27 protein-coding genes and 1 pseudogene are annotated in these 23,796 nt (G+C 57.2%); 17 read left to right on the top strand and 11 right to left on the bottom strand.

Features of this window, described 5'->3' with window-relative positions; translation table 11 throughout:
• Positions 1-25 precede the first annotated feature (25 nt).
• Both ACZ1GM_RS05145 and ACZ1GM_RS05150 read left to right on the top strand, forming a co-directional pair.
• Positions 26-1,165, top strand: a complete 1,140-nt coding sequence (locus ACZ1GM_RS05145; protein WP_472678066.1) for a DNA cytosine methyltransferase — start codon at positions 26-28, stop codon at positions 1,163-1,165.
• A gap of 6 nt (positions 1,166-1,171) precedes the next feature.
• Complete coding sequence (locus ACZ1GM_RS05150) at positions 1,172-1,987, top strand: NotI family restriction endonuclease (protein ID WP_472678067.1); 816 nt, start codon at positions 1,172-1,174, stop codon at positions 1,985-1,987.
• Between the two features lie 49 nt (positions 1,988-2,036).
• Here the strand turns inward: ACZ1GM_RS05150 and ACZ1GM_RS05155 are convergent, their stop codons facing one another.
• The 3 genes from ACZ1GM_RS05155 to ACZ1GM_RS05165 form a co-directional block, all read right to left on the bottom strand.
• Positions 2,037-2,477 carry a hypothetical protein gene (locus ACZ1GM_RS05155; protein ID WP_472678068.1) on the bottom strand — a complete coding sequence of 147 codons (441 nt, stop codon included), beginning with the start codon at positions 2,475-2,477 and terminating at the stop codon, positions 2,037-2,039.
• A 1-nt stretch (position 2,478) separates the two neighbouring features.
• Positions 2,479-2,829: a helix-turn-helix transcriptional regulator gene (locus tag ACZ1GM_RS05160; RefSeq protein ID WP_472678069.1), complete on the bottom strand. Its 351-nt coding sequence runs from the start codon at positions 2,827-2,829 to the stop codon at positions 2,479-2,481.
• 160 nt (positions 2,830-2,989) lie between these two features.
• Positions 2,990-4,341, bottom strand: a protein-coding gene (locus ACZ1GM_RS05165; protein WP_472676197.1) for an IS3 family transposase whose coding sequence is annotated in 2 segments (ribosomal slippage) — positions 2,990-4,005 and positions 4,005-4,341 — 1,353 coding nt in all. Because the reading frame shifts where the segments join, the coding sequence is not laid out codon by codon here.
• 338 nt (positions 4,342-4,679) lie between these two features.
• On the opposite strand from ACZ1GM_RS05165, the gene ACZ1GM_RS05170 reads away from it, so the two are divergent.
• The 12 genes and pseudogenes from ACZ1GM_RS05170 (at position 4,680) to ACZ1GM_RS05225 (ending at position 15,603) form a co-directional block, all read left to right on the top strand.
• Complete coding sequence (locus tag ACZ1GM_RS05170) at positions 4,680-7,217, top strand: cellulose binding domain-containing protein (protein ID WP_472678070.1); 2,538 nt, start codon at positions 4,680-4,682, stop codon at positions 7,215-7,217.
• 484 nt (positions 7,218-7,701) lie between these two features.
• Positions 7,702-8,916 carry a class I SAM-dependent methyltransferase gene (locus ACZ1GM_RS05175; RefSeq protein ID WP_472678071.1) on the top strand — a complete coding sequence of 405 codons (1,215 nt, stop codon included), beginning with the start codon at positions 7,702-7,704 and terminating at the stop codon, positions 8,914-8,916.
• Positions 8,916-9,284, top strand: coding sequence for a hypothetical protein (locus ACZ1GM_RS05180; RefSeq protein WP_472678072.1), 369 nt, complete (start codon positions 8,916-8,918; stop codon positions 9,282-9,284). The genes ACZ1GM_RS05175 and ACZ1GM_RS05180 overlap by 1 nt, the downstream gene beginning before the upstream one ends.
• A gap of 35 nt (positions 9,285-9,319) precedes the next feature.
• Positions 9,320-10,012: a hypothetical protein gene (locus ACZ1GM_RS05185; RefSeq protein ID WP_472678073.1), complete on the top strand. Its 693-nt coding sequence runs from the start codon at positions 9,320-9,322 to the stop codon at positions 10,010-10,012.
• A 41-nt stretch (positions 10,013-10,053) separates the two neighbouring features.
• The gene (locus tag ACZ1GM_RS05190) at positions 10,054-10,371 is read left to right on the top strand and encodes a DUF1330 domain-containing protein (protein ID WP_472678074.1); all 318 of its coding nucleotides are present in this window, start codon (positions 10,054-10,056) and stop codon (positions 10,369-10,371) included.
• Complete coding sequence (locus ACZ1GM_RS05195) at positions 10,364-10,855, top strand: VOC family protein (RefSeq protein WP_472678075.1); 492 nt, start codon at positions 10,364-10,366, stop codon at positions 10,853-10,855. Before ACZ1GM_RS05190 ends, ACZ1GM_RS05195 begins: the two co-directional genes overlap by 8 nt.
• A complete protein-coding gene (locus ACZ1GM_RS05200) occupies positions 10,855-11,943 on the top strand; it encodes an NADP-dependent oxidoreductase (protein ID WP_472678076.1) in 1,089 nt (362 codons plus the stop codon). The genes ACZ1GM_RS05195 and ACZ1GM_RS05200 overlap by 1 nt, the downstream gene beginning before the upstream one ends.
• Entirely contained in the window at positions 11,940-12,395 is a 456-nt protein-coding gene (locus ACZ1GM_RS05205) for a VOC family protein (protein WP_472678077.1), read from the top strand. The genes ACZ1GM_RS05200 and ACZ1GM_RS05205 overlap by 4 nt, the downstream gene beginning before the upstream one ends.
• On the top strand, positions 12,392-13,756 hold the full coding sequence (locus tag ACZ1GM_RS05210; protein WP_472678078.1) for an MFS transporter: 1,365 nt from the start codon (positions 12,392-12,394) through the stop codon (positions 13,754-13,756). The genes ACZ1GM_RS05205 and ACZ1GM_RS05210 overlap by 4 nt, the downstream gene beginning before the upstream one ends.
• Positions 13,753-14,361, top strand: a pseudogene (locus tag ACZ1GM_RS05215) (putative sulfate exporter family transporter); the annotation flags it as partial. The gene ACZ1GM_RS05210 and the pseudogene ACZ1GM_RS05215, both read left to right, overlap by 4 nt.
• A gap of 118 nt (positions 14,362-14,479) precedes the next feature.
• Positions 14,480-14,815, top strand: coding sequence for a putative sulfate exporter family transporter (locus ACZ1GM_RS05220; protein ID WP_472678079.1), 336 nt, complete (start codon positions 14,480-14,482; stop codon positions 14,813-14,815).
• Entirely contained in the window at positions 14,812-15,603 is a 792-nt protein-coding gene (locus ACZ1GM_RS05225; RefSeq protein ID WP_472678080.1) for an alpha/beta fold hydrolase, read from the top strand. The genes ACZ1GM_RS05220 and ACZ1GM_RS05225 overlap by 4 nt, the downstream gene beginning before the upstream one ends.
• On the opposite strand, the gene ACZ1GM_RS05230 is transcribed toward ACZ1GM_RS05225, so the two are convergent.
• On the bottom strand, positions 15,600-16,076 hold the full coding sequence (locus ACZ1GM_RS05230; RefSeq protein WP_472678081.1) for an Lrp/AsnC family transcriptional regulator: 477 nt from the start codon (positions 16,074-16,076) through the stop codon (positions 15,600-15,602). The two genes, ACZ1GM_RS05225 and ACZ1GM_RS05230, sit on opposite strands and share 4 nt — an antisense overlap.
• A 54-nt stretch (positions 16,077-16,130) precedes the next feature.
• Between ACZ1GM_RS05230 and ACZ1GM_RS05235 the strand changes: the two genes are divergently transcribed.
• A complete protein-coding gene (locus ACZ1GM_RS05235; RefSeq protein ID WP_472678082.1) occupies positions 16,131-16,424 on the top strand; it encodes a DUF6356 family protein in 294 nt (97 codons plus the stop codon).
• Here ACZ1GM_RS05235 and ACZ1GM_RS05240 read toward each other — a convergent pair.
• The 7 genes from ACZ1GM_RS05240 to ACZ1GM_RS05270 form a co-directional block, all read right to left on the bottom strand.
• Complete coding sequence (locus tag ACZ1GM_RS05240; RefSeq protein WP_472678083.1) at positions 16,421-17,047, bottom strand: VOC family protein; 627 nt, start codon at positions 17,045-17,047, stop codon at positions 16,421-16,423. The genes ACZ1GM_RS05235 and ACZ1GM_RS05240 overlap by 4 nt on opposite strands.
• The gene (locus ACZ1GM_RS05245; RefSeq protein ID WP_472678084.1) at positions 17,044-18,234 is read right to left on the bottom strand and encodes a CaiB/BaiF CoA transferase family protein; all 1,191 of its coding nucleotides are present in this window, start codon (positions 18,232-18,234) and stop codon (positions 17,044-17,046) included. Before ACZ1GM_RS05245 ends, ACZ1GM_RS05240 begins: the two co-directional genes overlap by 4 nt.
• On the bottom strand, positions 18,231-19,037 hold the full coding sequence (locus tag ACZ1GM_RS05250) for a hydroxymethylglutaryl-CoA lyase (RefSeq protein ID WP_472678085.1): 807 nt from the start codon (positions 19,035-19,037) through the stop codon (positions 18,231-18,233). Before ACZ1GM_RS05250 ends, ACZ1GM_RS05245 begins: the two co-directional genes overlap by 4 nt.
• Before the next feature lie 126 nt (positions 19,038-19,163).
• Positions 19,164-19,682, bottom strand: a complete 519-nt coding sequence (leuD, locus tag ACZ1GM_RS05255) for a 3-isopropylmalate dehydratase small subunit (protein ID WP_472678086.1) — start codon at positions 19,680-19,682, stop codon at positions 19,164-19,166.
• A gap of 81 nt (positions 19,683-19,763) precedes the next feature.
• Positions 19,764-21,143, bottom strand: coding sequence for a 3-isopropylmalate dehydratase large subunit (locus ACZ1GM_RS05260; protein WP_472678504.1), 1,380 nt, complete (start codon positions 21,141-21,143; stop codon positions 19,764-19,766).
• Positions 21,144-21,169: 26 nt separating this feature from the next.
• Positions 21,170-21,670: a DUF3598 domain-containing protein gene (locus ACZ1GM_RS05265; protein ID WP_472678087.1), complete on the bottom strand. Its 501-nt coding sequence runs from the start codon at positions 21,668-21,670 to the stop codon at positions 21,170-21,172.
• On the bottom strand, positions 21,667-22,935 hold the full coding sequence (locus ACZ1GM_RS05270) for an alpha/beta hydrolase (protein WP_472678088.1): 1,269 nt from the start codon (positions 22,933-22,935) through the stop codon (positions 21,667-21,669). The genes ACZ1GM_RS05265 and ACZ1GM_RS05270 overlap by 4 nt, the downstream gene beginning before the upstream one ends.
• Positions 22,936-23,111: 176 nt before the next feature.
• Here ACZ1GM_RS05270 and ACZ1GM_RS05275 point away from each other — a divergent pair, with 176 nt between their 5' ends.
• Together ACZ1GM_RS05275 and ACZ1GM_RS05280 are read left to right on the top strand one after the other, a co-directional pair.
• A complete protein-coding gene (locus tag ACZ1GM_RS05275; RefSeq protein ID WP_472678089.1) occupies positions 23,112-23,681 on the top strand; it encodes a cysteine hydrolase family protein in 570 nt (189 codons plus the stop codon).
• Positions 23,671-23,796, top strand: a complete 126-nt coding sequence (locus ACZ1GM_RS05280; protein WP_472678090.1) for a hypothetical protein — start codon at positions 23,671-23,673, stop codon at positions 23,794-23,796. The genes ACZ1GM_RS05275 and ACZ1GM_RS05280 overlap by 11 nt, the downstream gene beginning before the upstream one ends.

Genomic DNA, 23,796 nt, shown 5'->3' on the forward strand with positions numbered 1-23,796 from the left:
TGTTCTCGTTTGTTGGAGGGGTTCCATGTCGCCACGCCTAACCGTCATCGACCTGTTCTGTGGCGCAGGTGGCTTGTCTGAAGGCTTCCGGCAGGCAGGCTTTTCGGTTCTGGCTGGCAACGACTTCTTTGCAGCAGCAGGCAAGACATTCGAAGCAACCCATCCCGAAGCGAAGTTTTTTGCTGAGCCGATTCAGGAGCTGTCGGCAGAAAGGCTGCTCACAGAAACAGGCCTCCGGCGCAGCGAGTTGACCTGCCTTGTAGGCGGTCCGCCGTGCCAAGCGTTCTCAGTCTATAACCATCAGCGCGGTATGCACGACGACCGCGCAACCCTGTTCCGCGAGTATCTGCGGATGGTTGAAGGCCTCAATCCCGAATGGGTGGTAATGGAGAACGTCACCGGCATTCTCTCCGCTGGTGGGGGCGAAGCGGTGGAGGCCATCATTGAGAGCCTCAATGAGCTTGGCTATGCCGTCGAGCACCGAACGCTCAAGGCCGAAGAGTATGGTGTGCCGCAGGAGCGCCGCCGTGTGGTCTTTGTGGGCAACCGGATTGGCGCACCGATTGTCTGGCCGGAGCCGACCCACGGTGAAGGCCGCTTGCCGTTCGTGACCGTATGGGATGCTATTGGCGATCTTCCAAAGCTTGAAAATGGTGAAGCACCGAGCGAGCGTTTGAAGTATCGCTCAGCGCCATTCTCCGATTTTCAGAGGGTGCTTCGCGGCAATGCGGTATCGGTCGCCAATCATCAAGCGCCACGTCTTGCACCAATCAATGAGCAGCGTATGCAGCACATTCCTCAGGGAGGAAGTTGGCGGGATATACCACGCGAACTCTTGCCCGCAGGAATGCAGAAGGCACGCCGCTGCGATCATACAAAACGCTATGGCCGACTGCGCCGCGAGGGGCTTTCCTCTACAGTGCTGACCAAGTGCGACATCCATTGGGGGGCCTACATCCACCCCGACCAGAACCGTTCGCTCACCGTCCGCGAAGCAGCCCGTCTGCAATCCTTCCCTGACTGGTTCGAGTTCGCTGGACCGCGCACCGAGCAATATGTGCAGGTGGGCAATGCGGTGCCGCCACTTCTCAGCCGAAAGATTGCCGAGGCCGTGCTAGAAGCATTTGAACGGATGAACGAAAACGCGCTGGTAGCTGCCGAGTGAGGATGAATGAGTTTTGACCCGACCGATGCAATTGAGGAAGTTCTCGGAAGGCGAGCACAGCTAGGATTCCAACCAGCAGACACCGAATACCTTTGTCCGTTCATCGACAAGACCTGCATCAAGCGCAGCACAGCCGACAAAGAAAACCCTTATCCGATCTGCTCGCTTCGGAAGAAGAATGGCGACGTGGTCGCCGTGTGTCCCAAGCGCTTCTACGAGCGGGACTTCCTGCAAGATGTAATCGACAACGCTTGGGTGGGGCCGAAGCCCGCCAATCCAATCATCACCAGCGAGGTGAAGATGGAGGGGTTCGGCAATGTCGATTTTGTCATTTCCGACGTCGCTGACGATGGCAGCATCAATCAATTTATGTCGGTTGAGTTGCAGGCAATCGATATCACCGGCAGCGCCCGCCCAGCGTATGATGCGCTCCTTGCCGGTGAGCTGTTGCCCAAGCGCCCGACATACAACTTCAACTGGAAGAACGTCGCCAAGCGATACATGAATCAGCTCATCTCCAAGGGCTACTACCACCACCATTGGGGCACCAAGATCGTCGCGTCGATTCAGGACGAAGTTTATGACTATTTCCGCAAGGATGCGGATTTCATGACCAAAACCGACATCGCTGATCCGCAGGTCAACATCATCTTCATGGTCTATGGCTTTGAACCGGGTGGCACCGATGGTCGAGAGCAAACGCTGGTTCTGAAGCGGGTCGAAGGCACCCACCACTCGCTCTTGCAGCAAGCCGTCCTATACAAGAGCGCGCCGAGCCGTGATGTGTTCATCAAGCGCATCAAGAAGGCCATGGAACGCTAACGAAAAGAGCCAAGCCCTCACTTGGCTCTTTCCAAATAGGCAAACTGGCTCAATCTTGTTCTTGCATCAGCAACGCGAGCGATAGCGCCTCAAACAAGACGGTGTTGCGCGGTTCGTTATCATAGAATCGCCGTTTCGCTGGCTTCCAGGGCGCAAGCTCCGGGTATTCCTCCACCAGCGCGTCTGCCTCGGCATACTTGTTCGCGTATCGATGCTTTCGCGGCACCGATACATCGAGCAAGCCATTATGCGCAGCCGTTCGCGCTATGGCAGACAGCAGGGAAAGCGTGTGCTCGCCCTTACTGCTCGCTGCTTCAAGATCCTCGGTCAACACCACATCAGGCACGAAACGGTTGATGAGGGTCTGGGCATGACCCGCTGCTTCCACGTTATTCTCGGCAGCCTTGTTTGAGATATGCCAATCGACCAGCCTATTACCTATTAGGAAGACCGATCCAACGCGCCCGGTCGCAGCAGCGAACGCCAGCACCCTAGGCCCCTCCATAGGCATCGTATTCATCTGCTAATCGACGAGCGAGCCGTTCAATCGAAGCATCACGGTTGAACGTACCAACATAGCTGCGTACCCCATCAGGCATGTGCAAGATACGCTCTTGCAACTCGAAGCGAGCGGTTTCCATCAACTGCGAGAACAGGCTTTCAAACGACCGCCCGTATATCAGCGACAGGCAGACGATCTGCTCCAAGGTCGGTTGTTGGTGACCCTGTTCCAGCTTTGAGACGAGCGTTTGGCTGGCATCGAGCAAGTGCGCGATATCGCGCTGGGTATACCCGGCCTTCCGCCTTGCGAGGCGCAGGTCGAGAGCGAATTCGGTAGACATATGATTGTTTTGTTATGGTTTCTAATGCCACACAGCTTAGAATTCCAACGGCCTCAATCACTAGGAGGCCCAATATGCGCATCATTGTCCGTCGTCATGACATTTGGCACAGACTGAGAGTTGATCGTTTGGAGGACTGGCCTCGTCTGTTGGTTTCAGTTTAGGCGGCTAGCTTGCGGTGAAGCAAGCGGCGATGTTTTAGCGTCTTTTGTTTGATCCTTTCTCTTCGCTTGATGATGGCTGCGGCTCTACCGAAGTAGACGTCGGCAGGTGTGACGTTGTCGAGGCTCTCGTGATAGCGCTGATGGTTGTAATGCTCGACGAACGCTTTGATTTGGTTTTCTAGATCGCCTGGCAGGAAGTAGTTCTCCAGCAGAACACGGTTCTTGAGCGTCTGATGCCAGCGCTCGATCTTGCCTTGGGTCTGCGGATGGAAGGGCGCGCTTCGCACGTGATCCATCTTCTTGGCGCTGATGTAATCAGCCAGCTCTCCAGCGATGTAACAGGGACCGTTGTCCGATAGCAGGCGCGGCTTATGCAGCACATTGGCATGGCTACAGTCTGAAGCAGTAAGAGCCATATCGAGGGTCTCAGTGACGTCTTCGGCTCGCATGGTGGTGCACAGCTTCCAGCTGATGATGTAGCGCGAGTAATCATCGAGCACGGTGGAGAGGTACATCCAGCCCCACCCGATGATCTTGAAGTAGGTGAAGTCCGTCTGCCACATCTCGTTCGGTCGCATGGTTTGCGTGTGGAACTGGTCTGCCGCCTTGATCACCGTGTAAGCAGGACTGGTGATCAGATCATGAGCCCTCAGAAGTCGGTAAACGGTCGCTTCAGAGACGAAGTAGCGCTTCTCATCAGTGAAGCGCACCGCAAGTTCACGCGGACTGAGCTCGCTATGCTCCAGCGCCATATCAACGATCTGGTCCTGCACTTCGGGCGCAATGCGGTTCCATACCCTGCTTGGCGTTGAGGGACGATCCTTGAGCGCCTCAGGCCCGCCTTCTAGGTAGCGGTCATACCAGCGGTAGAAGGTCCGCCGCGCCACGCCGAGCTGATCCAGCGTGCGCTTGGCAGGCAGATGTGACTGCTCGACCAGCTTGATGATCTCCAGCTTCTCAGATGCAGGGTATCTCATGCGTCGTCTCCCCCAAGCCCGGTCATGCTTTTTTTGAGCAACCGGTTCTCCAGGGTCAGATCAGCAACACACTCCTTCAGATCACGCGCCTCATTACGCAGATCCTTCACCTCATCCGTGGTCGCAGCACGGGCTGTATCGCCAGCAAGACGGCGTTTACCCGCTTCCATGAATTCCTTCGACCAGGTGTAATACAGGCTTTGCGCGATCCCTTCACGGCGGCACAGCTCAGCAATGCTATCATCGCCGCGCAGACCTTCCAATACGATCCTGATCTTGTCTTCGGCTGAGAAGTGCCGCCGCGTCCGACGGCGGATGTCCTTCACAACCTGCTCCGCAGGTTGCTTCGACTTCGACTTTTTGGTTCTCATCTTCGTTCCTTCGTCACTACGACGAGAACCAAAACTCTCCTAAACTTCAACCGCTAATCTGTGCCATAGGTGCTGACGGGGAACACACTGGTCCCGGCACGATTACCGGCGGTTGGGTCAGTGGCTTCCCTGGCCCGGCCTCGTTCGAGGTTACGGCAGAGGGTGCCAAGTTCTCCACCGATGGGCAAAGCTATCAGCCAGAGCTGGCCGAGGGGCAGACGTTCCAGATCACCGTCTCGGTCGATGGTGCACCGTACACTGCGGGTGACTTTGGTTTTGCGATCTTTGACCGCGATCCCGAGTTCAACCTGGCCGATGAGGACGATACAACGCTGACCGTGAACCCCACCAATGACTGGGGCAGCGGGCTGAGTCAGGCTGTCTCGTTCACCAACACCAGCGATACGCGCATCGATAACTGGCAGCTCGTGCTGACTGTGCCTGACGGTGTCGATCTGTCGATCACCCAGGTCTCTGGCGCGACTGTTCGCCAGCTGGCCGATGGCAACCTGCTGTTTGAGGCGGTGAGCTATAATGAAGAGCTGGCACCAGGTGGACAAGCGAACTTCAGCTTCAACGCCAACTATTCCGGCGCGAGCGGCGTGAGCTTTAGCGAGGCTGACTTCGCCTTCGCCGATGCCGATGCGCGTCAGTTTGACGTCGTGCTCGATAGCCTCAGTGTTGCGGGCGCAGCCAATGGCTGGACCTATGGCACAGCTGCAAACGATACGCTCACAGGCGACGGCGCAGCCGCAAACCGTATCTTCGGTGCGCTGGGCGATGATACGCTTACCGGCGGTGCCCAAGGCGATTGGCTCGCGGGCGGATCGGGCGATGATGCGCTGTACGGTCTCGAAGGCGATGACCGTCTCTGGGGCGGCTCTGGCAATGATCTGCTCTACGGCGGGCTCGGCTTTGACACCGTTCAGCTGCTGGGCGAGCGCGACAGCTATTCGGTCGTCACGCAAGGTGGTAATCTGGGCGTTCAGATCAATGATCTTGCCGCAATTGCGCATGGTGATGATGGCATGGACATGCTGTCTTCGATTGAACAACTGGCGTTCCGCGGCGGTGAGACGCTGAACATCACCTCTCCGATCATTCTTGATCTTGATGGTGATGGCGTTGAGACAGTTAGCGCAGCGGACAGCAACGCGCTGTTTGACCTCGATGGCGATGGCCTGGCCGATGATACGAGCTGGATCGGTGCAGACGATGCATTTCTTTATCTGGATCGCGATGGCAATGGCACGATGTCTGGCATGCAAGAGATCAGCTTTGTCGACGATGTGCCCAACGCGGCCTCTGACCTGGCTGGCCTTTCCGCGTTTGACAGCAATGGCGATGGCGTTCTCAATGCTGACGATGAGCGCTATGCCGACTTTGGCGTGTGGCGTGATGCCGACGGCGACGGCGCGGTGGATGCAGGTGAGACCGCTGGTCTTGCGCAAATTGGTATTACTGCGATCGATCTCACCGGCACACCAGTCAATGGCGCGGTTGAGTTTGGCGAGGTAGCTGTGGTCAATACGGGCACGTTCACACTGGCGAACGGTGCACGCGGTACATTTGCTGATGCGGCGCTGACCTACTTCTCCGCTGCCGACAATGTGCCTGAGCTTGGCGTTACTGAGTACGACTTTGATCGCAAGGCCAAGAAATACCGTATCGCGATTTCTGGCGGTGTGGTTTCCGTCGGGACCAAGAAAGCAGGCCGGGCCATTGATCCGCGCGCGGGGCAGCTGGGCGCCAACACCATACTGACCTTCTCCAACCGCACATATGGCATGTTTGCGCCGGTGGCGCTCGATCTGGATGGTGATGGTGTTGAACTGGTCAAGTCGAAGAAATCGCGCGCAGCCTTTGATTATAATGGTGATGGTCTGGGCGATGATACTGGTTGGCTGAAGGGTGATGATGGCTTCCTCGTCATTGATCGCAATAATGACGGCTTGATCACTGAAGCCTCTGAGCTGACGCTTGCCTCCGAACGCGAGGGTGCCCGCGCCGGCCTGCAAGGTCTCGCCGCTCTCGACAGCAACCGTGATGGCATCGTCGATACCAGTGATGCGCGCTTTGGCGAGCTTAAGGTGTGGCAGGACGCGAACGCCAATGGCCGCACCGATGCGGGCGAGCTGCGTAGTCTGGAAGAGGCAGGGATCGTCTCGATCCGCCTTACTGACATCAACGCGCGGGACGCACGTGTTAAGCTGGGTCGCAATGCGATTGTGTCGACCGTTAGCTTTATGAGAAGCGATGGCACAACCAGCACGGCGGCTGATGTCTCGCTGGCCTATCGCCCCTCAACCGCTCCAGCGCAGGCAGATACTGGCCTCGCTCCGTCGAGCTTTGCGTCACTTGGACTAGAGGGCGCGTTTAGTTCGCCTTGGCTGCGCGATGCGCTTGGCTTCCAGCATGATTTGCCTGGCCGCGAAGAGCTGTTCGATATGCTTCGCTATGACAATGCCGAAGCCTTGGCGGATTTGTTCGATGCGTTTGGTACGCCGTCATCCGCACCAGCTTCCAATGGGAATGCTGCGACAGGGTCAGCCTTTGCGAGCGCCGGCACAATCACCGCTCGTGCAACGCAGGATCAGCCTGTCGAACGCGAGTATTTGGCACACGCAATCGCAACTCCGGTCAATGACCCCACAGACGGTCAGGGCACGCAGGATATGCCGCTCGCGCGGATATATGCTGGTGATGAGGAATGGCTCAGTGACGTTGATCCAGAGGTAAGCGCCGACCAGGCTGAACTCGCCCGCCGCATGATGATGATCCATCAGGACATGGCAACCTTCGGCGCGCCAACAGGTGTCGAGGCTCTGCGCCAAAACCGCCTGATGCTCCAACCCATGGAACTGTATGTGGCGTGATGGAGGTATTGTCGAAGCACCAAGTGACGGAGCTGGCTCTATATTACAGCCACATCCAATGTGCGTAATTCCCGACTAGCCAAGGGACGCATATAATTCGCTCTCTTAGCGAAGGAGATGCGATCTGTGCGTGTAAGCGTGAGGTAGGGGCCTTCGACCCGACCTCGCAATGATTCAAGCTTTCCGACGGCGGATATGCCGGGGGCGCAATGCGTCACAATTCTGCCGACGTCCCTCTGCCAAGCGAGTCGTCACGACGCGCTCTGCAATTTGCACAAAATGCAGCCGCAAGCTGGTACTTCGAGTTTCGATCAGTGGAATACGGATTGGGGACAGGCTCCAAGTGCTCTTACGTTCTTTGCATTTTTGGCGCAGGGTGAACCATTCTGTGGTCCGGGCGTTCTACCGTTGACAGTCCGAGACACTTGCGGCAAATTTGTCCGGACAAATTATTTTGACCCGATAAGTTAGCTAGGATCGCGAAATGTCCTCAGACCTACCCCCACCCTATACCGCTCTAACGCGCCATCCGATGATGCCAGAGGCATCGCATGATGAAGCGGCGCGATTTAACTTTCTGACGCATTTCAACCGCTATGTGTCCGGTGGAATAGGGGCAGGCAACAAGCTTGCTTATGAAAAGCAGGCGCTGCCCGCTTTCCGCGCCGAACATGGCCGCGAGCCGGAGCATCGCTATGAGGTTCGTGACGCTATGAACAAGACTGCATGGCACCGCATGTGGTCCGCGCTCAAGCGCAATTCTATGGAAATGCGTCAGCACAATGGGCGCCAGATCGTGCTGCGCCAGATTGAAGAGCTCAACGCCAAGGCTGCGCGATACATCAAAGAATCTGGCATGCTAGAACTGGATCCTGCTGTTGAGCAGCCGCATTATCAGACAGCCGTCGATATTCACTGTCAGCCGGGCGGTTATCACAGTGAAGAGCTGCCTGATGACGTAACAATGGGCGCAAACTACGATGTCGGTCTGTTTGCGACCACGGGCGGCGCCTTGGGTGGGCTCAATGATGGCGGCGGACAAGCTGTCGTCGAATGGGCCAAGAAAGAGCGGCCAGATTGGTCGCCGAAGCGTATCCTCGATATTGGGTGCACGGTCGGGCACAACGCCGTCCCGATCGCACAAGCTTATCCCGACGCAGAGGTCATTGCGATCGATACGGCTGGGGCCTCCCTGCGCTATGCAGCGGCACGTGCAGCATCGATGGGTGTCAAAAATATCCGGTTTATTCAGGCCTCAGGCGAGGATTTGTCACGCTGGGCCGATGGCACGTTCGACTGGGTGCAGACGACGATGTTCCTGCACGAGCTGTCAGCCAAGGCCATGCCGAAATTGCTGGCAGAGGCGCACCGCGTGCTCGCGCCTGGCGGGCTGATTTTTCACATAGAGCAGCCGCAATATTCTGATGAGATGCCTCTGTTCGAGCAATTCATGCGCGACTGGGATGCGTTCAATAATAACGAGCCTTTCTGGACCGCTATGCACGCACAGGATCTCAAGCAGGTCATGGCAAATGCCGGGTTTGATCGCGAGAACCAGTTTACCGTGGGCGTTCGCGCCGTGGTCGATCCGGAGATTTTCCCACCCGCCGCAGACGGTGATGAGGAGGACTTTGGCCGCGCAGCTATCTGGAATGCGTATGGCGCCTGGAAGGGCGAAGCCACGGCGGTGGCAGCGTAATGGCCGGGAACTCAGAAGATTTTGACTGGGTCGCCGCGTCGGGTCGCCGCGCAAAGGGCAAGCGCCCGGAATATTTCGAAGATCCTGCGCTGGACCGGCTATATTCGGTGGTTTTTGCGCTCGCGGCAGAAGTCTCTGCATTGCGCGAGCGACAGGATACCGTCGAGCGCCTGCTCGACAAGAATGGTTCGCTGACCCGCGAAGACATTGACGCATTCGTGCCAACCCGGGAAGAGGGTGATGAGCGCGCTCTTGCGACAAAGGCATATGTCTCGCGCATCATGCGTGGTTTTCAGCAACAGGTTGAAGCGATGGAGGCGGAAGACCCGCCGATCATGGAGATTGTCGACCGGTTGTCGAAAAGCTGAATCACGCGGCGGTGGGTCGCAAGTGGGGAGGGAAAATGGAATTCTTGGAAATGCACGAGCTCAGCATTTTACGCTGGGTGCATATTCTGGCTATGGTCTATTGGCTTGGCGGTGAATGGGGCGTCTTTCAGACGAGCTATCACGTCACCAATTCTGCGCTGTCTCTCGAAGAGCGCAAACGGCACATGGAAACCGCCTATCGCATTGATATCCTCGCGCGGACCGGGATTGTGCTTCTTCTGCCGCTGGGTCTGCATATGGGCAAACTCTACGGCTTTGTGCCAATGCTGGAGGGGGCGGGCATCTGGTGGATGTGGCTGTTTTTCGCGGTTTGGCTGGGCATGACATGGGCGGCCTTTGTCAAGCGCGAGACCGACATTGGCGTGACGATAACCCGCATAGAAGAATTGCTGCGCTATCCGTTAATCGCGGCTTTGCTGATTGTGGGTTTCCTCGCGCTAGGCGGTAGCGGACCGATTGACACGCCAGAGGGCAATCACTGGTATCCGTGGAAGATGATTCTATACGCTTTTGCGCTGTGCATCGGGTTGTTCCTGCGTCTGGTTATGCGCCGTTGGACAGAGCGGTTTCGTATTCTGGCCATGGGTCCGAACGCAGAGCAGGAGGCAGCATTGGCTAAGGAAATTGGCCAAGCGCGTTTCGCTGCGTACATTTACTGGATCACCATTGCCGGGGTGTGCTTCCTCGGCGCGGTGAAGCCGTTCTGATGGCGGGTTCTTCGAGCGTGCCGAAATAGGAGATACCTAACGTGCCAGCCTACATGATCGTCACTGCCAAGATCGCGGACCGCGATGCGTTTATTCAGGGATACGGCGCTGCGGCGGGCGCTCTGGTCGCCAAACATGGCGGGCGATACATCCTGCGCGGCCCCGGTGCGGAATTGCTCGAGGGTGATTTCGGCGACGGCGCGTCGATGGTCATTTCGGAATGGCCCGACAAGGAAACCGCCAAAGCGTTTTGGGACAGCCCGGAATATGGCGAAGCCAAGAAGCTGCGCGAAGGCATTGCCGACTGTCAGGTGTTGCTGATCGAAGCCCCTAGCATTGCGGAGGCGCTCAATGCCTGAGGATATTGGCTCTGACATCGTCAAACGCACCACTTTGATGGTCCGCGACGCTGAGAAAGCTGCGCAGTGGTATGAGAACGTACTGGGTATGAAGCGGTGGATGGATGTGCCCTTCACATTGTCCGGCAATCAGCTCGCGTCAGGCAGGAAGGGCGATCAGACCCGTCTCGTCATTATGCAGGCAGAGCATGACACCATCGGTATGATTGGCCTGCTCGAATGGATAGATCCGAAGCGTGCGGACATACCTGATGAGCTGCCGACAGAGATAGGCTTTGGCACACCGGTGTTCGTGGTAGCCGCCAAAGATTGCCGCGAGACTGTTGAGAGGGCACGCGCACGAGGATCGCGTATTCATGCCGAGCCCAATGACTGGTCCGTCACCGGCGCGGACGGCAAGGTCAAGGATATGGTCGGCGCAAGTTTCTGGGACCTCGATGGTTATTTCTTCGAGGTAAATCAAGTGGTTCGGGTCCACGATTGATGAGCCAGACAGCGGCTCTTGATGCGTTTGCCGCTCATGCTTCACGCGCAATTGACGACGATGCAAATTATCAATGGCGGATTGCGCGAAGGCCGGATGGCAATGTGCGCCCCGACGACTTTGCCTGGCACGCCGAAGACATTCCCGAGCCGGAAGAGGGCGAGGTGCTGCTGCGCACGCATTACCTCGGGCTGGCACCGGTCATGCGGTTCTACATGCAGGGCACGGCCAATACGGGCGACCGAAAGCTGGACATTGGCGATGTCATTCACGGACGCGGCGTTGCCCAAGTGGTCACATCGCGCCATCCCGATTGGCGCGAGGGCGAAATGGTGCAGGGCCAGATGGGCTGGCAGACTTACAAGGTCAGCGCGATGACCCCTCAGGAAAAGTTCTTCCGCATGCCGAATAATGGCCTGCCAGCGGCGCTTGGTGCAGGGGTTTTGGGGATGACGGGGCTGTCCGCACATGCCGGGTTGTTCGCCTGTGGCGATCCGCGAGCAGGCGACCGTATGGTCCTTTCCGGCGCGGCGGGCGGCGTGGGTTCCATGGTCAGCCAGATGGCCGCGAATGTGGTCGGTTGCGATGTCGTTGGTATGGCAGGCGGGGCGCAGAAATGCGCGTTTATCCGCGAGCATGGCTGCTCTGCGTCGATTGACTACAAGGCGGATGACATCGAGGCCAAACTCGATGAGCTGCGCTCCGACGGTATAGATCTCTATTTCGACAATGTCGGTGGTGAAACGTTGGAGGCGTGCCTCGAACGGCTGCGTATGAATGCGCGTATAGTGCTATGTGGTTCGATCAGCGAATACACCCGTGACGTCCCCTTCAAGCTGTCGAACTATACCCGCTTGCGGGCGACCGATAGCGTCATGCGCGGTTTTTTTGTCTACAATCATATGGATCGCTGGGACGCGGTGATGGAAGACATCGCTGGCTGGATTTCTGATGGCCAATTAAAACCTGTGCAAGATATCGAAGAGGGGTTTGGCGCAATGCCGCGTGCCCTGGCAAACCTATATTATGGCGCGAATGTTGGCGTCCAATGCTGCAGCGTACGCGGCGAACCCAAGGAATGGTTATGAGCGAGAAGGCAGCTGTCCGGTTTCAACGCGCGAACTTTGTTGTGGCGGATTTAGACCGTGCATTGACGTTTTACGAGGGAGTGCTGGGCTTTGAAGTAGAGTATCGGCTGGGTGACAATCCTGACAGCTATTCTCGGCCTGTTTTCGACATTCCGACAGAGGCAAAACTGGGCTTTGCTACGCTCAACCTCCCAAACCAACGCCGGGTCATGGCTCTGACCGAGATCACAGGCATCGCATTGGAGGCTGCGCCGCACCCGCGCCGCAATGCGATTGTGCTGGAAACGCAAGACCCGGATGCGGTTATGGCGGGCGCACGCGCACTGGGCCTCACGGTTTATGAGGAAGAGGTGCTCAAGACCCCTGACGGGCGCATCGGACGCGAGATCGGGATTGTTGATTTCGACGATAATCTGGTGGTCATTTACAAGTTTCCAGGAGAGGGTGAATGAGCGCCGAAGCGGCCGTCCCGGCCGAGGTTGATGCGGTCGCAAAGGTCGCCGAAAAACCCTATCCCAGTGCAACTGCGGGCTGGTTCCTCGTAGTCATGCTAACCATCGCATATATCTTCAGCTTCGTTGATCGGTACATCCTCGGCCTGCTGGTCGAACCGATCAAGGCCGAGTTTGCGCTCACTGACATCGAGATCGGCTGGCTGCTCAGCGCCTTCACTATCATTTATGGCTTCGTCGGCATTTTCATGGGTTGGCTGATTGATCGCGGCAAACGCATCTGGATTGTGTCGGTTGGTATCGCGTTGTGGTCTGCGGCCACTGTGGCGACCGGCATGGCCAAGAATTTCGTGCAGCTGTTTATTGCGCGTATGAGTGTGGGCGTGGGCGAGGCTACCTTGAGCCCGGCGACATTCTCTATGATCGGCGATAGCTTTCCGCCGGAAAAGCGCGGCAAGCCGATTGCGTTTTACTCCTCTGCCTTGCCGATTGGGGCGGGCCTCGCGTCATTGCTGAGCGCGGGCATCATCGCATGGGCAGCGTCGGGCGGATCACAATCTCTGCCGTTCTTCGGTGAGCTTTCGCCATGGCGATTTACCCTGATCGTTGTCGGCCTGCCGGGCATTCTGCTGGCCGTGTTCTTTCTGTTTATGAAAGAACCAGCGCGTCGTCCTGCGCCCGCATCTGAAGAAGTGATCAGCGGCAGCGGATTTGGCGATGCGCTGAAGTATCTGTTCAAGAATTTCGCGCTCTATGCGGGTGTGATCCTGATCGTGTGCTGCATGACGGCCATCGCCTACAGTCAGGGCCTATTGCCCTCCACATTCGAGCGCACATGGGGCTGGAGCCCGCAGAAATACGCGTTGATCAACGGCATCGCGCTGCTGATCATCGGTCCGATCAATATGCTGATATTTGGCAGTCTGTCCGACCGGATGACGGGCAAGGGCATCGCCGATGCGCCGCTCAAAATCCTCTATCTCGGTTTTTTCATCATGGTTCCCAGCGGGGTGTTGCCATTCTTCATGCCAACGCCAGAGATCGCTTTTGTGGTGCTGTGTATCAACACGGTGGGCATCGGGATTGTGTCGGCCATCGGTGTGACAGTGCTGCTCGCCATCACCCCGTCGCAGATTCGCGGCCAGATCATCGCGCTGTACTATCTCGGGATCAGCTGGTTCGGTTCGCTTGGTCCAATTGCCACGGGATATCTCTCCAACCTTGTTTATGGTGAAGAGAACATTCGCTATGCGGTGGCCACTGTGCCCGTAATCTTTGCCATTTTACCGCTGATCCTGATGCCGCTGACCTTGCGGCTGTACCGCGAGCAGATCGGGCGTATTGGCGAAGGTAGTCGATGAGGCAGGGCGCGCCTGATTTTTATGCGGGTGACCTTTTTGGTGAGCTTTATGAACCGCAAGCGGTCCCAAAGCGTCGGCTTGTTGACTACATCCCGGGCCTGGCGACGTGCGGGACTGCGGCGCTAGCGGCGGCTTGGCTGGCCGAACATTATGGATTTCCGATTATCCTGCTTGGCCTGCTTATTGGGCTGGCGCTGAGTTTTCTGGCCGATGTTGAACGCACCGCACCAGGGCTCGATTTTGCATCTCGCTATGTGCTGCAAACGGGGATCGTGCTGCTGGGTTTGCAGGTGACGTTTGCACAAGTGATTGAGCTGGGCTGGTTCGCATTTGGCGGATTGCTGCTGGTCATGGCGGCGTCTTTTGCAGGGGCGATAATCGCCGCGCGGCTGGTGGGCGAGCAACGCGAAACTGGTCTTCTGGCCGGCGGGGCAACGGCCATTTGCGGGGCGTCTGCTGCGCTCGCGCTTTACGGCGTGATCGGCAAGGATCGGCTCGATCAGGCGCGGTTCTCTGTCACGCTGGTCGGGGTCGCGGTGGCGAGCGCCATCGCCATGTCCGTCTATCCCGCAATTGCGCAAATAGCGGGCCTATCCGATACGCAGGCGGGTTTCCTGATCGGTGCGTCTGTTCACGACGCGGCTCAGGCGATTGGCGGCGCTTACAGTTATAGCGATGCGGCTAGGTGCCAATGCGACGGTGGTCAAGCTGTCGCGCGTGGCCATGCTCGCGCCTATGGTCGCGCTGGTTGGTTGGTGGATCATGCGTTCGGGAAATGCCGATGTGAAAAAGCGTGGGCTGATGGCGTCCATGCCGTGGTTCATTCCGGCCTTTTTTCTGGTCGTGATCGGTAACAGTTTTGTGGAACTGCCACAGCAGCTTGGCGCAACGGCGCTCACCGTTTCAAAGGCGTGCCTACTCTTGGCGGTTACCGCCACGGCGATGCGTTCACGCCTTGGTCTGTTGCTGGAGGCCGGTTGGCGCACGCTTGCACCGGTCATTGCTGCGACCCTCGTATCGCTTGTTGTAGCGTTTGCTGTCGCGATGAGTCTGTCATGATCCGCTGCGGCTATTATGATCGGCTTGAGGGTCAGATCCACTATCGGGAATTGGGAGAAGGGGCGGATAATCCTCCACTCATCTGCCTTCATCCTGCACCGTTTAGCGGCCTCGCATTTACTGAGATAATGCCGCATTTGGCGCATCGCCGCCGCGTTATTGCGCCTGATTTTCCGGGACATGGCGGGTCGCACGCTATCGGCGCGCAGGCGTCCATTGCTGATTTTGCGAGCGCCGTGGAAGCGTTGATTGATGGACTTTGCGATGGCGGACCTGTCGATCTGTTCGGGTTCCACACCGGCGATCTGGTGGCGGTTGAGCTGGCTGTTACAGTGCCCGAAAAATTGCGCAGGCTGGTATTGTGCGATGTTCCCGCATTTGAGCCAGAGACCCGCGCGGAGTTGCTGAAAAGCAATGGATCACCGCCGGAGTTTACCTCGGCAATGTCCTCACTCGCTCCCGCATGGGAACGCGGTATCACCAAGCGGGTTGAGAGCCAGGGGATGGCGCGCAGCTTTGCCATGTTCGTAGAGCAATTGCGTCATGGCGAGGCGATGAACGCAGGCTTTTACGCCGGGTTCAGCTATCCGCTAGAGCAACGGTTCGCCCAGGCGGGAGGGGACATCACGTTGTTAGCAACCCAATCGATGTTGCTTGACGCGACCCGCCGCGCAGCCGACCTCATACCGGCTGCGAAGCTGGTGGAACGGCTCGATATCAAACGCGCGGTGCTTGACGAAGCTGCGCCGATCACTGCTCAAACGGTGTTGGACATACTCAATAGCTAGGCGGGCCGGGGCAGGGCGGTGGTATGCTTCATCCGCTCCATCGAAAAGCTGGCGCTAACGTCGGACAAACCCGGCACTTTCGCAATTAGCCTCTGATAGATGCGGTCATAATCACCAATATCGCGCACTTGCAGTACCAACATATAGTCGATGTCACCCGCCATCCGATGACACTCGATGATTTCGTCAATCGCCGCGACCCCTTGCGAAAAGGCTTCTAGCCATTCTGGATCATGCTGGTTGGTGCGGATCGTCACGAATACCGTTGTATCAAGTCCGATCTTGTCAGGATTGAGCAGTGCGACGCGCCGATCAATGATCCCGGCATCCTCCATCCGCTTGATGCGGCGCCAGCACGGGTTGGTCGACAGGCCGACCGCCTCTCCAATGGCATGCACCGGCTGTGAAGCATCCTGCTGCAGGATCGCAAGGATCGCCCAGTCGAGAGAATCTAAATCTACCTTATCACTCATAATTGGGATAAATTATCAAATTAATTGCGAAAGTCCAAAGAATTTGGGAAAAATTTGCCAGAATACCGTGTTAGAAGCGCTGCGATTGTCCATTCACCGGAGTTTACGCATCTTATGAAGCGCCTGTTTACCGAGCATCCTGAATCTATCGGCGAGACGTATTGGGAGCATTTGGCGCATGCCAGCGGCTTTGGCATTCGCATGGTGCTGGGCGGGTTCGCCTGCATCCTGCATGGGGTGTTGCCGTTCCTGTTTGTGAAAACAGGCAGCAAACAGATCGAAACTCTGCACGGCAAGATGGTCGTCAGCCGCAGCAAGCTGCCGCAGCCAATCGACTTTGTGATCTAGTTCAGCAGCTGGTTGATCTCGATGGCGACGCCGTTGGGATCAAACACATTGCATCCACGTACATTGATGTCTGGTCGGCCGTCGCGACCCGGATAAACCTGTAACCGGGTCGGGCCAGTCATTGTTACGCCCTCGATTTTGGTCGCCGCCTCGCAGGTCGCGGCAGCATCATCGGTATTGACAACCAGAAAAGCGGTTCCTGGCGCAAGACGGGTGGCATAGGGTTCATCAACGTCGGGTAGTGGCGGGTCGAATGGGTGCAGCAGTCCAACCCAGCCAATATAGGGATCATTGCCATTAAGCAGCACAAGTCGAGCCTTTGTGCCTGGTTCGCCCACGGGTAGATTGACACCCGATAGCTCGACCACCGTGTCGTAATTCACCTCAAGGCCCAGCACGTCGCGATAAAATGCCAGGCTCTGTTCCATATCGCGAACGACGATGGAGGCACGTCGGATGTCGGTCGGCAAAGTGCCATCGGTTTCGACGCCCTCCATCGCCCGGTTGGCGCTTTGCGGGGAGGAGCCGACCGGGTCGGCGGCCTGACTGTAATTATTGGTGACGGTGCAGCCGGACACGGCCAACGCGGCGGCCCCAAATACGCCAAAATGTTCTAGTTTCATGTGCTTTCCCCCACTGCGCCTTCGCGGATTAACGAACTCATTTTTTCGGTGCCGTAGCCGAGTGAGGACAGCACATCGCGCGCATCTTGCCCCGGCTGCGGCAATTGTTGCGGCGACCCAATTCGCTTGCCGTCCATCTCAAGCGGGATCGTTGGCAGACGAACTTCGGTGCCATTGTCGAGGGTCACATCTTCAAGCCCACCCTCGGCCAGATGTGGATCATCGAACATATCCTCGGGCTTGCCGATGGGGGCGAAGGGCAGACCCGTCCCATCAAGCTTTGCAATGACCTCGACTGCGGTCATCGTCCCGATCAATGCGCGGATTTGCGGAATGATTTCGTCACGTGCGAGAACGCGGGCGTTGTTCTCGTGCCATGCCTCATTGGCCCACAAATCATCGAGCCCGAAAAGCTTGCAGAATTTCTCCCACAGGGCATCGGTGACCACGCCGATAAAAACCGGCTCATCCTTGGTCTCAAACACATCATACACTGCCCAGGCAGAGACCCGTGCCGGCATTGGAGCCGCAGGTGTGCCTGTGACAGCGTATTGCGCCATATGCTGGCCAACCAGATATATCGTCGTTTCAAACAGGCTGGCCGTCACTTTTTGCCCTTTACCTGTGCGGTGGCGTTCCTCCAGCGCGGCGAGAATGCCGATCACGCCGAACATGCCGCCGGTTACGTCAATCACGCTGGCCCCGGCGCGGGTCGGTTTGCCGGGCTGGCCGGTCATATAGGCAAGCCCGCCCATCATCTGCGCGACCTCATCCAGCGCCGTGCGCTGTTCATAGGGGCCGGGAAGGAAGCCTTTCTCGCTACAATAAATCAGGCGCGGATTGTTTTTGGAGCAGTTTTCGTAATCGAGGCCAAGGCGGTCAAGCGCACCGGGGCGGAAGTTCTCGATCAGAATGTCCGCGCCCGCGATTAAATCCTTTGCGACTTGTACGCCATCGTCGTTCTTCAGGTTGAGGCAAATCGACTGCTTCCCACGATTATACATTGGGAAATAGCCTGAACCTGATCCCAGCAATCGCCGGGTGCGATCACCGCCAATCGGTTCAACCCGTACGATCTCTGCGCCCAGACCCGCCAGGATATGGCCGACGGCCGGGCCCATCACCATATGCGTGAATTCGACGACTTTGATGCCTTTTAGAGGCTGCGGCGAATTTGTTTCGCTCATGCCGCGACCCTTTCCGCGTAATCAAGCATTGGGCCTGCATCGGGTGTGAAACCGTAAAGCGGTTCGCCGGGGAGCGCGTCCTCCAGAATGCTGCGCACCTTGAGCAGTTTTTCCAGATCGATCCCGGTTTTGTATCCCATCGAATTGAGCATCAGAACCAGATCTTCGGTCACCAGATTGCCGGAGGCGCCGGGTGCGAAGGGACATCCGCCAAGGCCGCCAAGCGAGGAATCGAAGGTGGTGATGCCTTCCTCCAAACCTGCAACTACGTTTGCAAGGCCGAGTCCGCGGGTGTTGTGCAGGTGCAATGTTGTTAGCATATTTGCGCCGACAGCTGCTCTCACTTTTCGGGTCAGGCGACGGACCTGAGCCGGGTCGGCATAGCCGGTGGTATCAGACAGACTGAACTCCATCGCCCCGGCCTCGGCGGCCTGCTCTGCCAGGCGCACGACCTGATCCTCTGCCACTGCACCTTCCATTGTGCAGCCAAACGCGGTCGAGAGGCCCACCGCGAAATGAATGCTGTGATCCTTGGCGATTGCGGCGGCGTTACGGATTTCCTCCAACATGGCGGGGTGATCCTTGCGGACATTCTTGATCGAGTGCGTTTCCGACATGGAAAACGGGATGCTCATCCCGTCAACGCCGGCATCGGCGGCAAATTGCGCACCCTTGGCATTGGGCACGAGGGTAACGACGGTCAGACCATCGATACCCTTGGCGAATTTCACCAACTCGGCCGTGTCGGCCATTTGCGGGAGGAGTTTGGGTGGGACGAAGCTGCCCACCTCGATCTCTTTCACGCCTGCGTCAGCTTCTGCCGCAATCCATCTTTTTGGCGTCGAGCGGCATGACCCGATCAATCGATTGCAGGCCATCGCGAGGGCCAACCTCTGAAATGAGAATTTCGGTCATGCGGAATGCTCCAGTTATGTCCCCAAATACACCCAAGGCCGCACCGCACGGTCCGACTTGGTCCAATCGCTTATCGCTGCATCTTGAGTGAGCGTCAGATCAATCGCGTCGAGACCCTTCATCAGCATCAGCTTCGCCTCGGGATTGATGTCGAAATGATGGCTAACACCAACAATCATGACGGTTTGATCTTCAATCATGACGACAATATCGACACCTGCAGCGCTATCGATCACTTTGCGAGGAAGCGTGATGGGCAGGATGCCGTTGCGCTGACAATTCGCGCGGAAAATCGGCGCAAAGCTAACAGCGATAATCGCGCGTATTCCCCATTCGGCCAGCGCCCACACAGCGTGTTCGCGGCTTGATCCGCAGCCAAAATTGGCCCCGCCGAGAAGGATGGCGGCGTCGCGATAGTCCGGTTGATTGAGGGCAAAATCCGGGTTCTCGACGCGCGCATCTACATCTGAATATCGCCAGGGGGCGAACATACCATCGGCCAGCCCATCACGGTACGGTGGTGCGCATTTCACGGCTGGGAATGATCGTGTCAGTGTCGACATTGTCGACAATCAAAGGCGCGGCGATTGATACCAGTGGGGTTGGGAATGGCGTCATGCGTTCACCCCCTCGCGCGCATATTCACGCGGGTCAGCAATTACGCCGGCAATGGCGCTCGCAGCGACGGTTTCTGGCGAGGCGATATGGGTCTTGATACCCGGACCCTGACGCCCTTCAAAATTGCGATTGGTACTGCTGATTGTGCGACTTCCCTCGGGAAATCCTTCACCGCCTGCATAAAAACATAGCGAGCATCCGCTCATCCGCCATTCAAAGCCAGCAGCCTGAAATATCTTATCCAGCCCCTCTGCCTCTGCCTGACGTTTGACGTTGAGCGAGCCCGGCACCACCATCGCTTTCTTGATGGTGGGGGCGATTCGGCGCCCCTCAAGTATCGCAGCCGCACGGCGCAGGTCGGAAATACGACTGTTGGTGCAACTGCCGATAAAGGTGACATCGACGGCTGTTCCGGCAAGTGTCTGACCACCCTCCAGCGCGATATATTCGTGCACGCGTTTTGGCCCATGGGGCACGACGCTATCAACGGGCATGGCTTGTTCTGGACTGGTGCCCCAACTAACCATTGGGGCAATGACGCTGGCATCAATCACAATCTCAGCATCAAATTCTGCGGCATCGTCGCTTTTGAGATCGAGCCAGTATGGCTCATCGAAAGAACTGGGCGCAAATCGCCGTCCGGCGAGGTACTCGAACGCTTTGTCATCCGGCGCGACAAAGCCGGCCATAGCACCAAATTCGGTCGCCATATTGCACAGTGTCATGCGCCCTTCCATGTCGAGTGCTTCGACCGCCTCGCCGGCAAACTCCACGGCATGACCAGCGCCGCCGCCCGCGCCGTGTGTAGCGATAAGATGCAGGGCCATATCCTTCGCTGTCACGCCCGGAGCTATTTTGCCATCGAACCGCACGCGCATCGTTTTGGGCTTCTCCAGCCGCAATACGCCGGTGACCATGGCGTGCTCGGCCTCGCTAGATCCGATACCCCATGCAAGCGCACCGAAAGCCCCTTGCGTGCAGGTATGGCTGTCTGGCGCGACCAGGGTGACGCCCGGCAATACGATGCCAAGTTCTGGCGAGATGACGTGGACGATGCCCTGATCGCGGTCGTTCACGTCGAACAGGGTGATACCGGCTTCTTTGCAGGCAGCGCGAGTTTCGGTGATGAACGCCTCGCCACCCGTCATCAGAGTGCTGTCGCCCCTGCCGGGGCGCGTATCAACGATGTGATCCATCACGGCAAATACCCGCGCGGGATCGCGCACCAAACGACCTTTTTCTGCCATATTGCGTAACGCCGCCGCGCCGGTGCGTTCGTGCAGGAACACTCTGTCGATAGCGATCAGGGTTGCACCACCGGTCGTTTCAGAAACGCGGTGCACATCCCAGATCTTGTCAAACAGCGTGCGTGGCATAAATCCCATTCAGTCAAGCCGTATGCTTACGCGGTGGCCTTCATTTCCTCATCAACAGAGCGCCAATCCTTGGTCACGAAGACCTCTTGGATCGCGGTGCGCGTTTCCAGCTTTCCATCGCGGATCCAATGCCATGTGCGGCAGCGGTTCTTTCCGTCATCAGAAATCTGGATTTGCTCATAAAGATATAACGATGGATCGCCCGTGCGTTGCCAATAGAGCATCACGGTGCGGTTAAATTCATCGAGTGGAACCTCTGCAGCCCAGCCTTGGATCAGGTCATTATCCCACCATACGCGACCATCGCGATATTCGGCTGGAAATTCGCGAATTTCCTTTTTGCCATTCGCCCACGTGTAGTGATTTGTTTGGTGGTAGGGGTGCGGGCCACTGTCCGGGAACCGGCAGAGCAGGCGACTGGCGTGCTCATCGATCTTCTCATTGTCAGCGTTGAAATAACTATATGTGCCGTCCCAAACGCCTTCATGGCGGGCAAGCAACGGCATCGCTTCGCGAATATTCGTCATGAGTTCATTCCTTTTGAGGGGGATAAAATAGTGTGAAACCGTTTGGCTGCATCGCCTGCCTTTAGGCGGGCATGCATGCGTGATGCGATGGCAGCTGGAGTGATGGCCTCTTGCGCGACAGGCAGGGCGGCCTCTATCGAAGCCTCATACCAAGGCGCGAAAAATGCCTCCGCACGTGCTGCGCTCCATGCTCGTAGCAGATGCGAACCAAAGCGATCAGGTGTCAGGTCTGGGTAGAGCAGGTCCGGATCGCCTTCGGGTGTCTCCGGCCATCGTATAGTCGTCGCTCCAAGTGCGAGTGCTGCGGCCTCAATAGTGCCTTCTATATCGTCGAAGTCGCTAGAGTGGCCATGACCCGGAGCATCAATCGCCAAAGTTCCCGCTTCTGGTTCCATCAGCTCTTGGGCTGGTCCATGGAGAACGAGTGTGTTTGCGCCGTGCTCTCCGCGCCAATGGATCAGGCCGCCGTCAAGCTCCAGCCAGCCTTCGTTTTCATCTTCTGCCAGATCGGGGCAGGGCGCGAGACCCGCATGCTCAGCCAGAAACACGACGCTGGCGTCCTGATGATCCTGCGGCGTTGAGACGCGTTCAGCTCGCCAGTTCGACGGCATATCGCCAAGCCGGTCGATATGTTCCTGTAGAGGATCGCCGTCATAGGCGGTGATCAGGCAGGGCGGTACAGGTTCATCTGGCGAGGGGATATCACGCGGCGCACGCAGAACCGCGCCATAGCCAGCCTGATAATCATTGCCAGCGTCCAGCATTTCGCTGACCGCCTGGTTGACCCGCGCAAGATCAGCATGAGCTACACTCAAACGCGCTTCATCGCGTGTATCAAACCATGGGAAGAACCAGCTTTGCTCCAGCATCCGATTCCACAACCAGGTCAGATGCTCGCCATATTCCGAGGGATGCCATTCGGGCAGATATCGGTCGCTGAACAGGTCCATTTCCGCCTGCGTCCAGATTGCATACCCACCAATAGCGAGGCAGGAAAACAGCTCTGGATGGCGTTTCAACGCGGTCACCAGAATGATACCGCCTGAGTGAAAACCATAAGCGGCGCATTTTCCCGCGCCGAGAGCATCCACAAATTCTGCCAGTGCATCGGCAAAGTCACCGATCTCTGGATCTCCACCTAACGGATCAGACTGACCAAAGCCTGGCGTGTCGGGCGCGATACAGGTGAAGGAGGCGCTCCATTTGCGCATCAGCGCCTCGTATTCGGCGCTGGAACGGGGGCTTTGATGAACCATCAGCAGCATAGGGCCGCTGCCGCAACGACGGTAATGCACCCGTCTTGCGGGCTTGGATCCGGTAGCAGGGATCGTCAGTATATGGCGCGTAATCGTGTTCAAGAATTTGTCCGGACAAATTTTGCTCGACAAGCCTCTAGGCCTGTTTATTACCGTCTGTCAAAGAGGAATCGAAGGGTATCGATATGGCCGAGATGATTGGCACCAAGATGATTGAAGAGGGCAAGACCGCTCGCGAACTTTTCGAAAATGTGATGTCCAACCCTGCCCGCAAAAAGTTTGGCTTTGGAGAGAAGCTGGCGATTGTAAATGTCGATGTGCAGCAGGCCTATACGCGCACAGACATGTTCAAGACTGCCTATGAAACCGATCCGCGTCAGATTGAATATATCAATACTATCAGCCGTTTAGCGCGGGAAAAGGGAATGCCTGTAATCTGGAGCAGGGTCGCATACAAAAATGATGCCGCCGATGCCGGGGTGTGGGGCACGCGCACGGACACAGAGGATTCACTTCAGAACATTAAATACGATTCTGAACGGCATGCCTATGATCCGCGTTGCGAAGTTCATGCAGATGATCTGCAATTCACAAAACGTATGCCGAGCAGCTTTTTCGAAAGCCCTCTGGCCAGCTATCTGACCTTTCACAAGGTCGATACGGTCGTCGTTACGGGCGGTTCGACCAGCGGATGTGTGCGGGCAACGGCGGTCGATCTCGCTCAGCTATGGCTATCGCACGATCGTGCCGATTGAGACCTGCGCGGATAAGCATGAGAGTTATCATTTTGCAAACCTCACCGACCTTCAGCTGAAATATGCCGATGTTGAACCGGTACAGACGGTGATTGACTGGCTGGAGGCGCGTTGA

Source organism: Qipengyuania sp. JB2-7 (assembly GCF_055693485.1).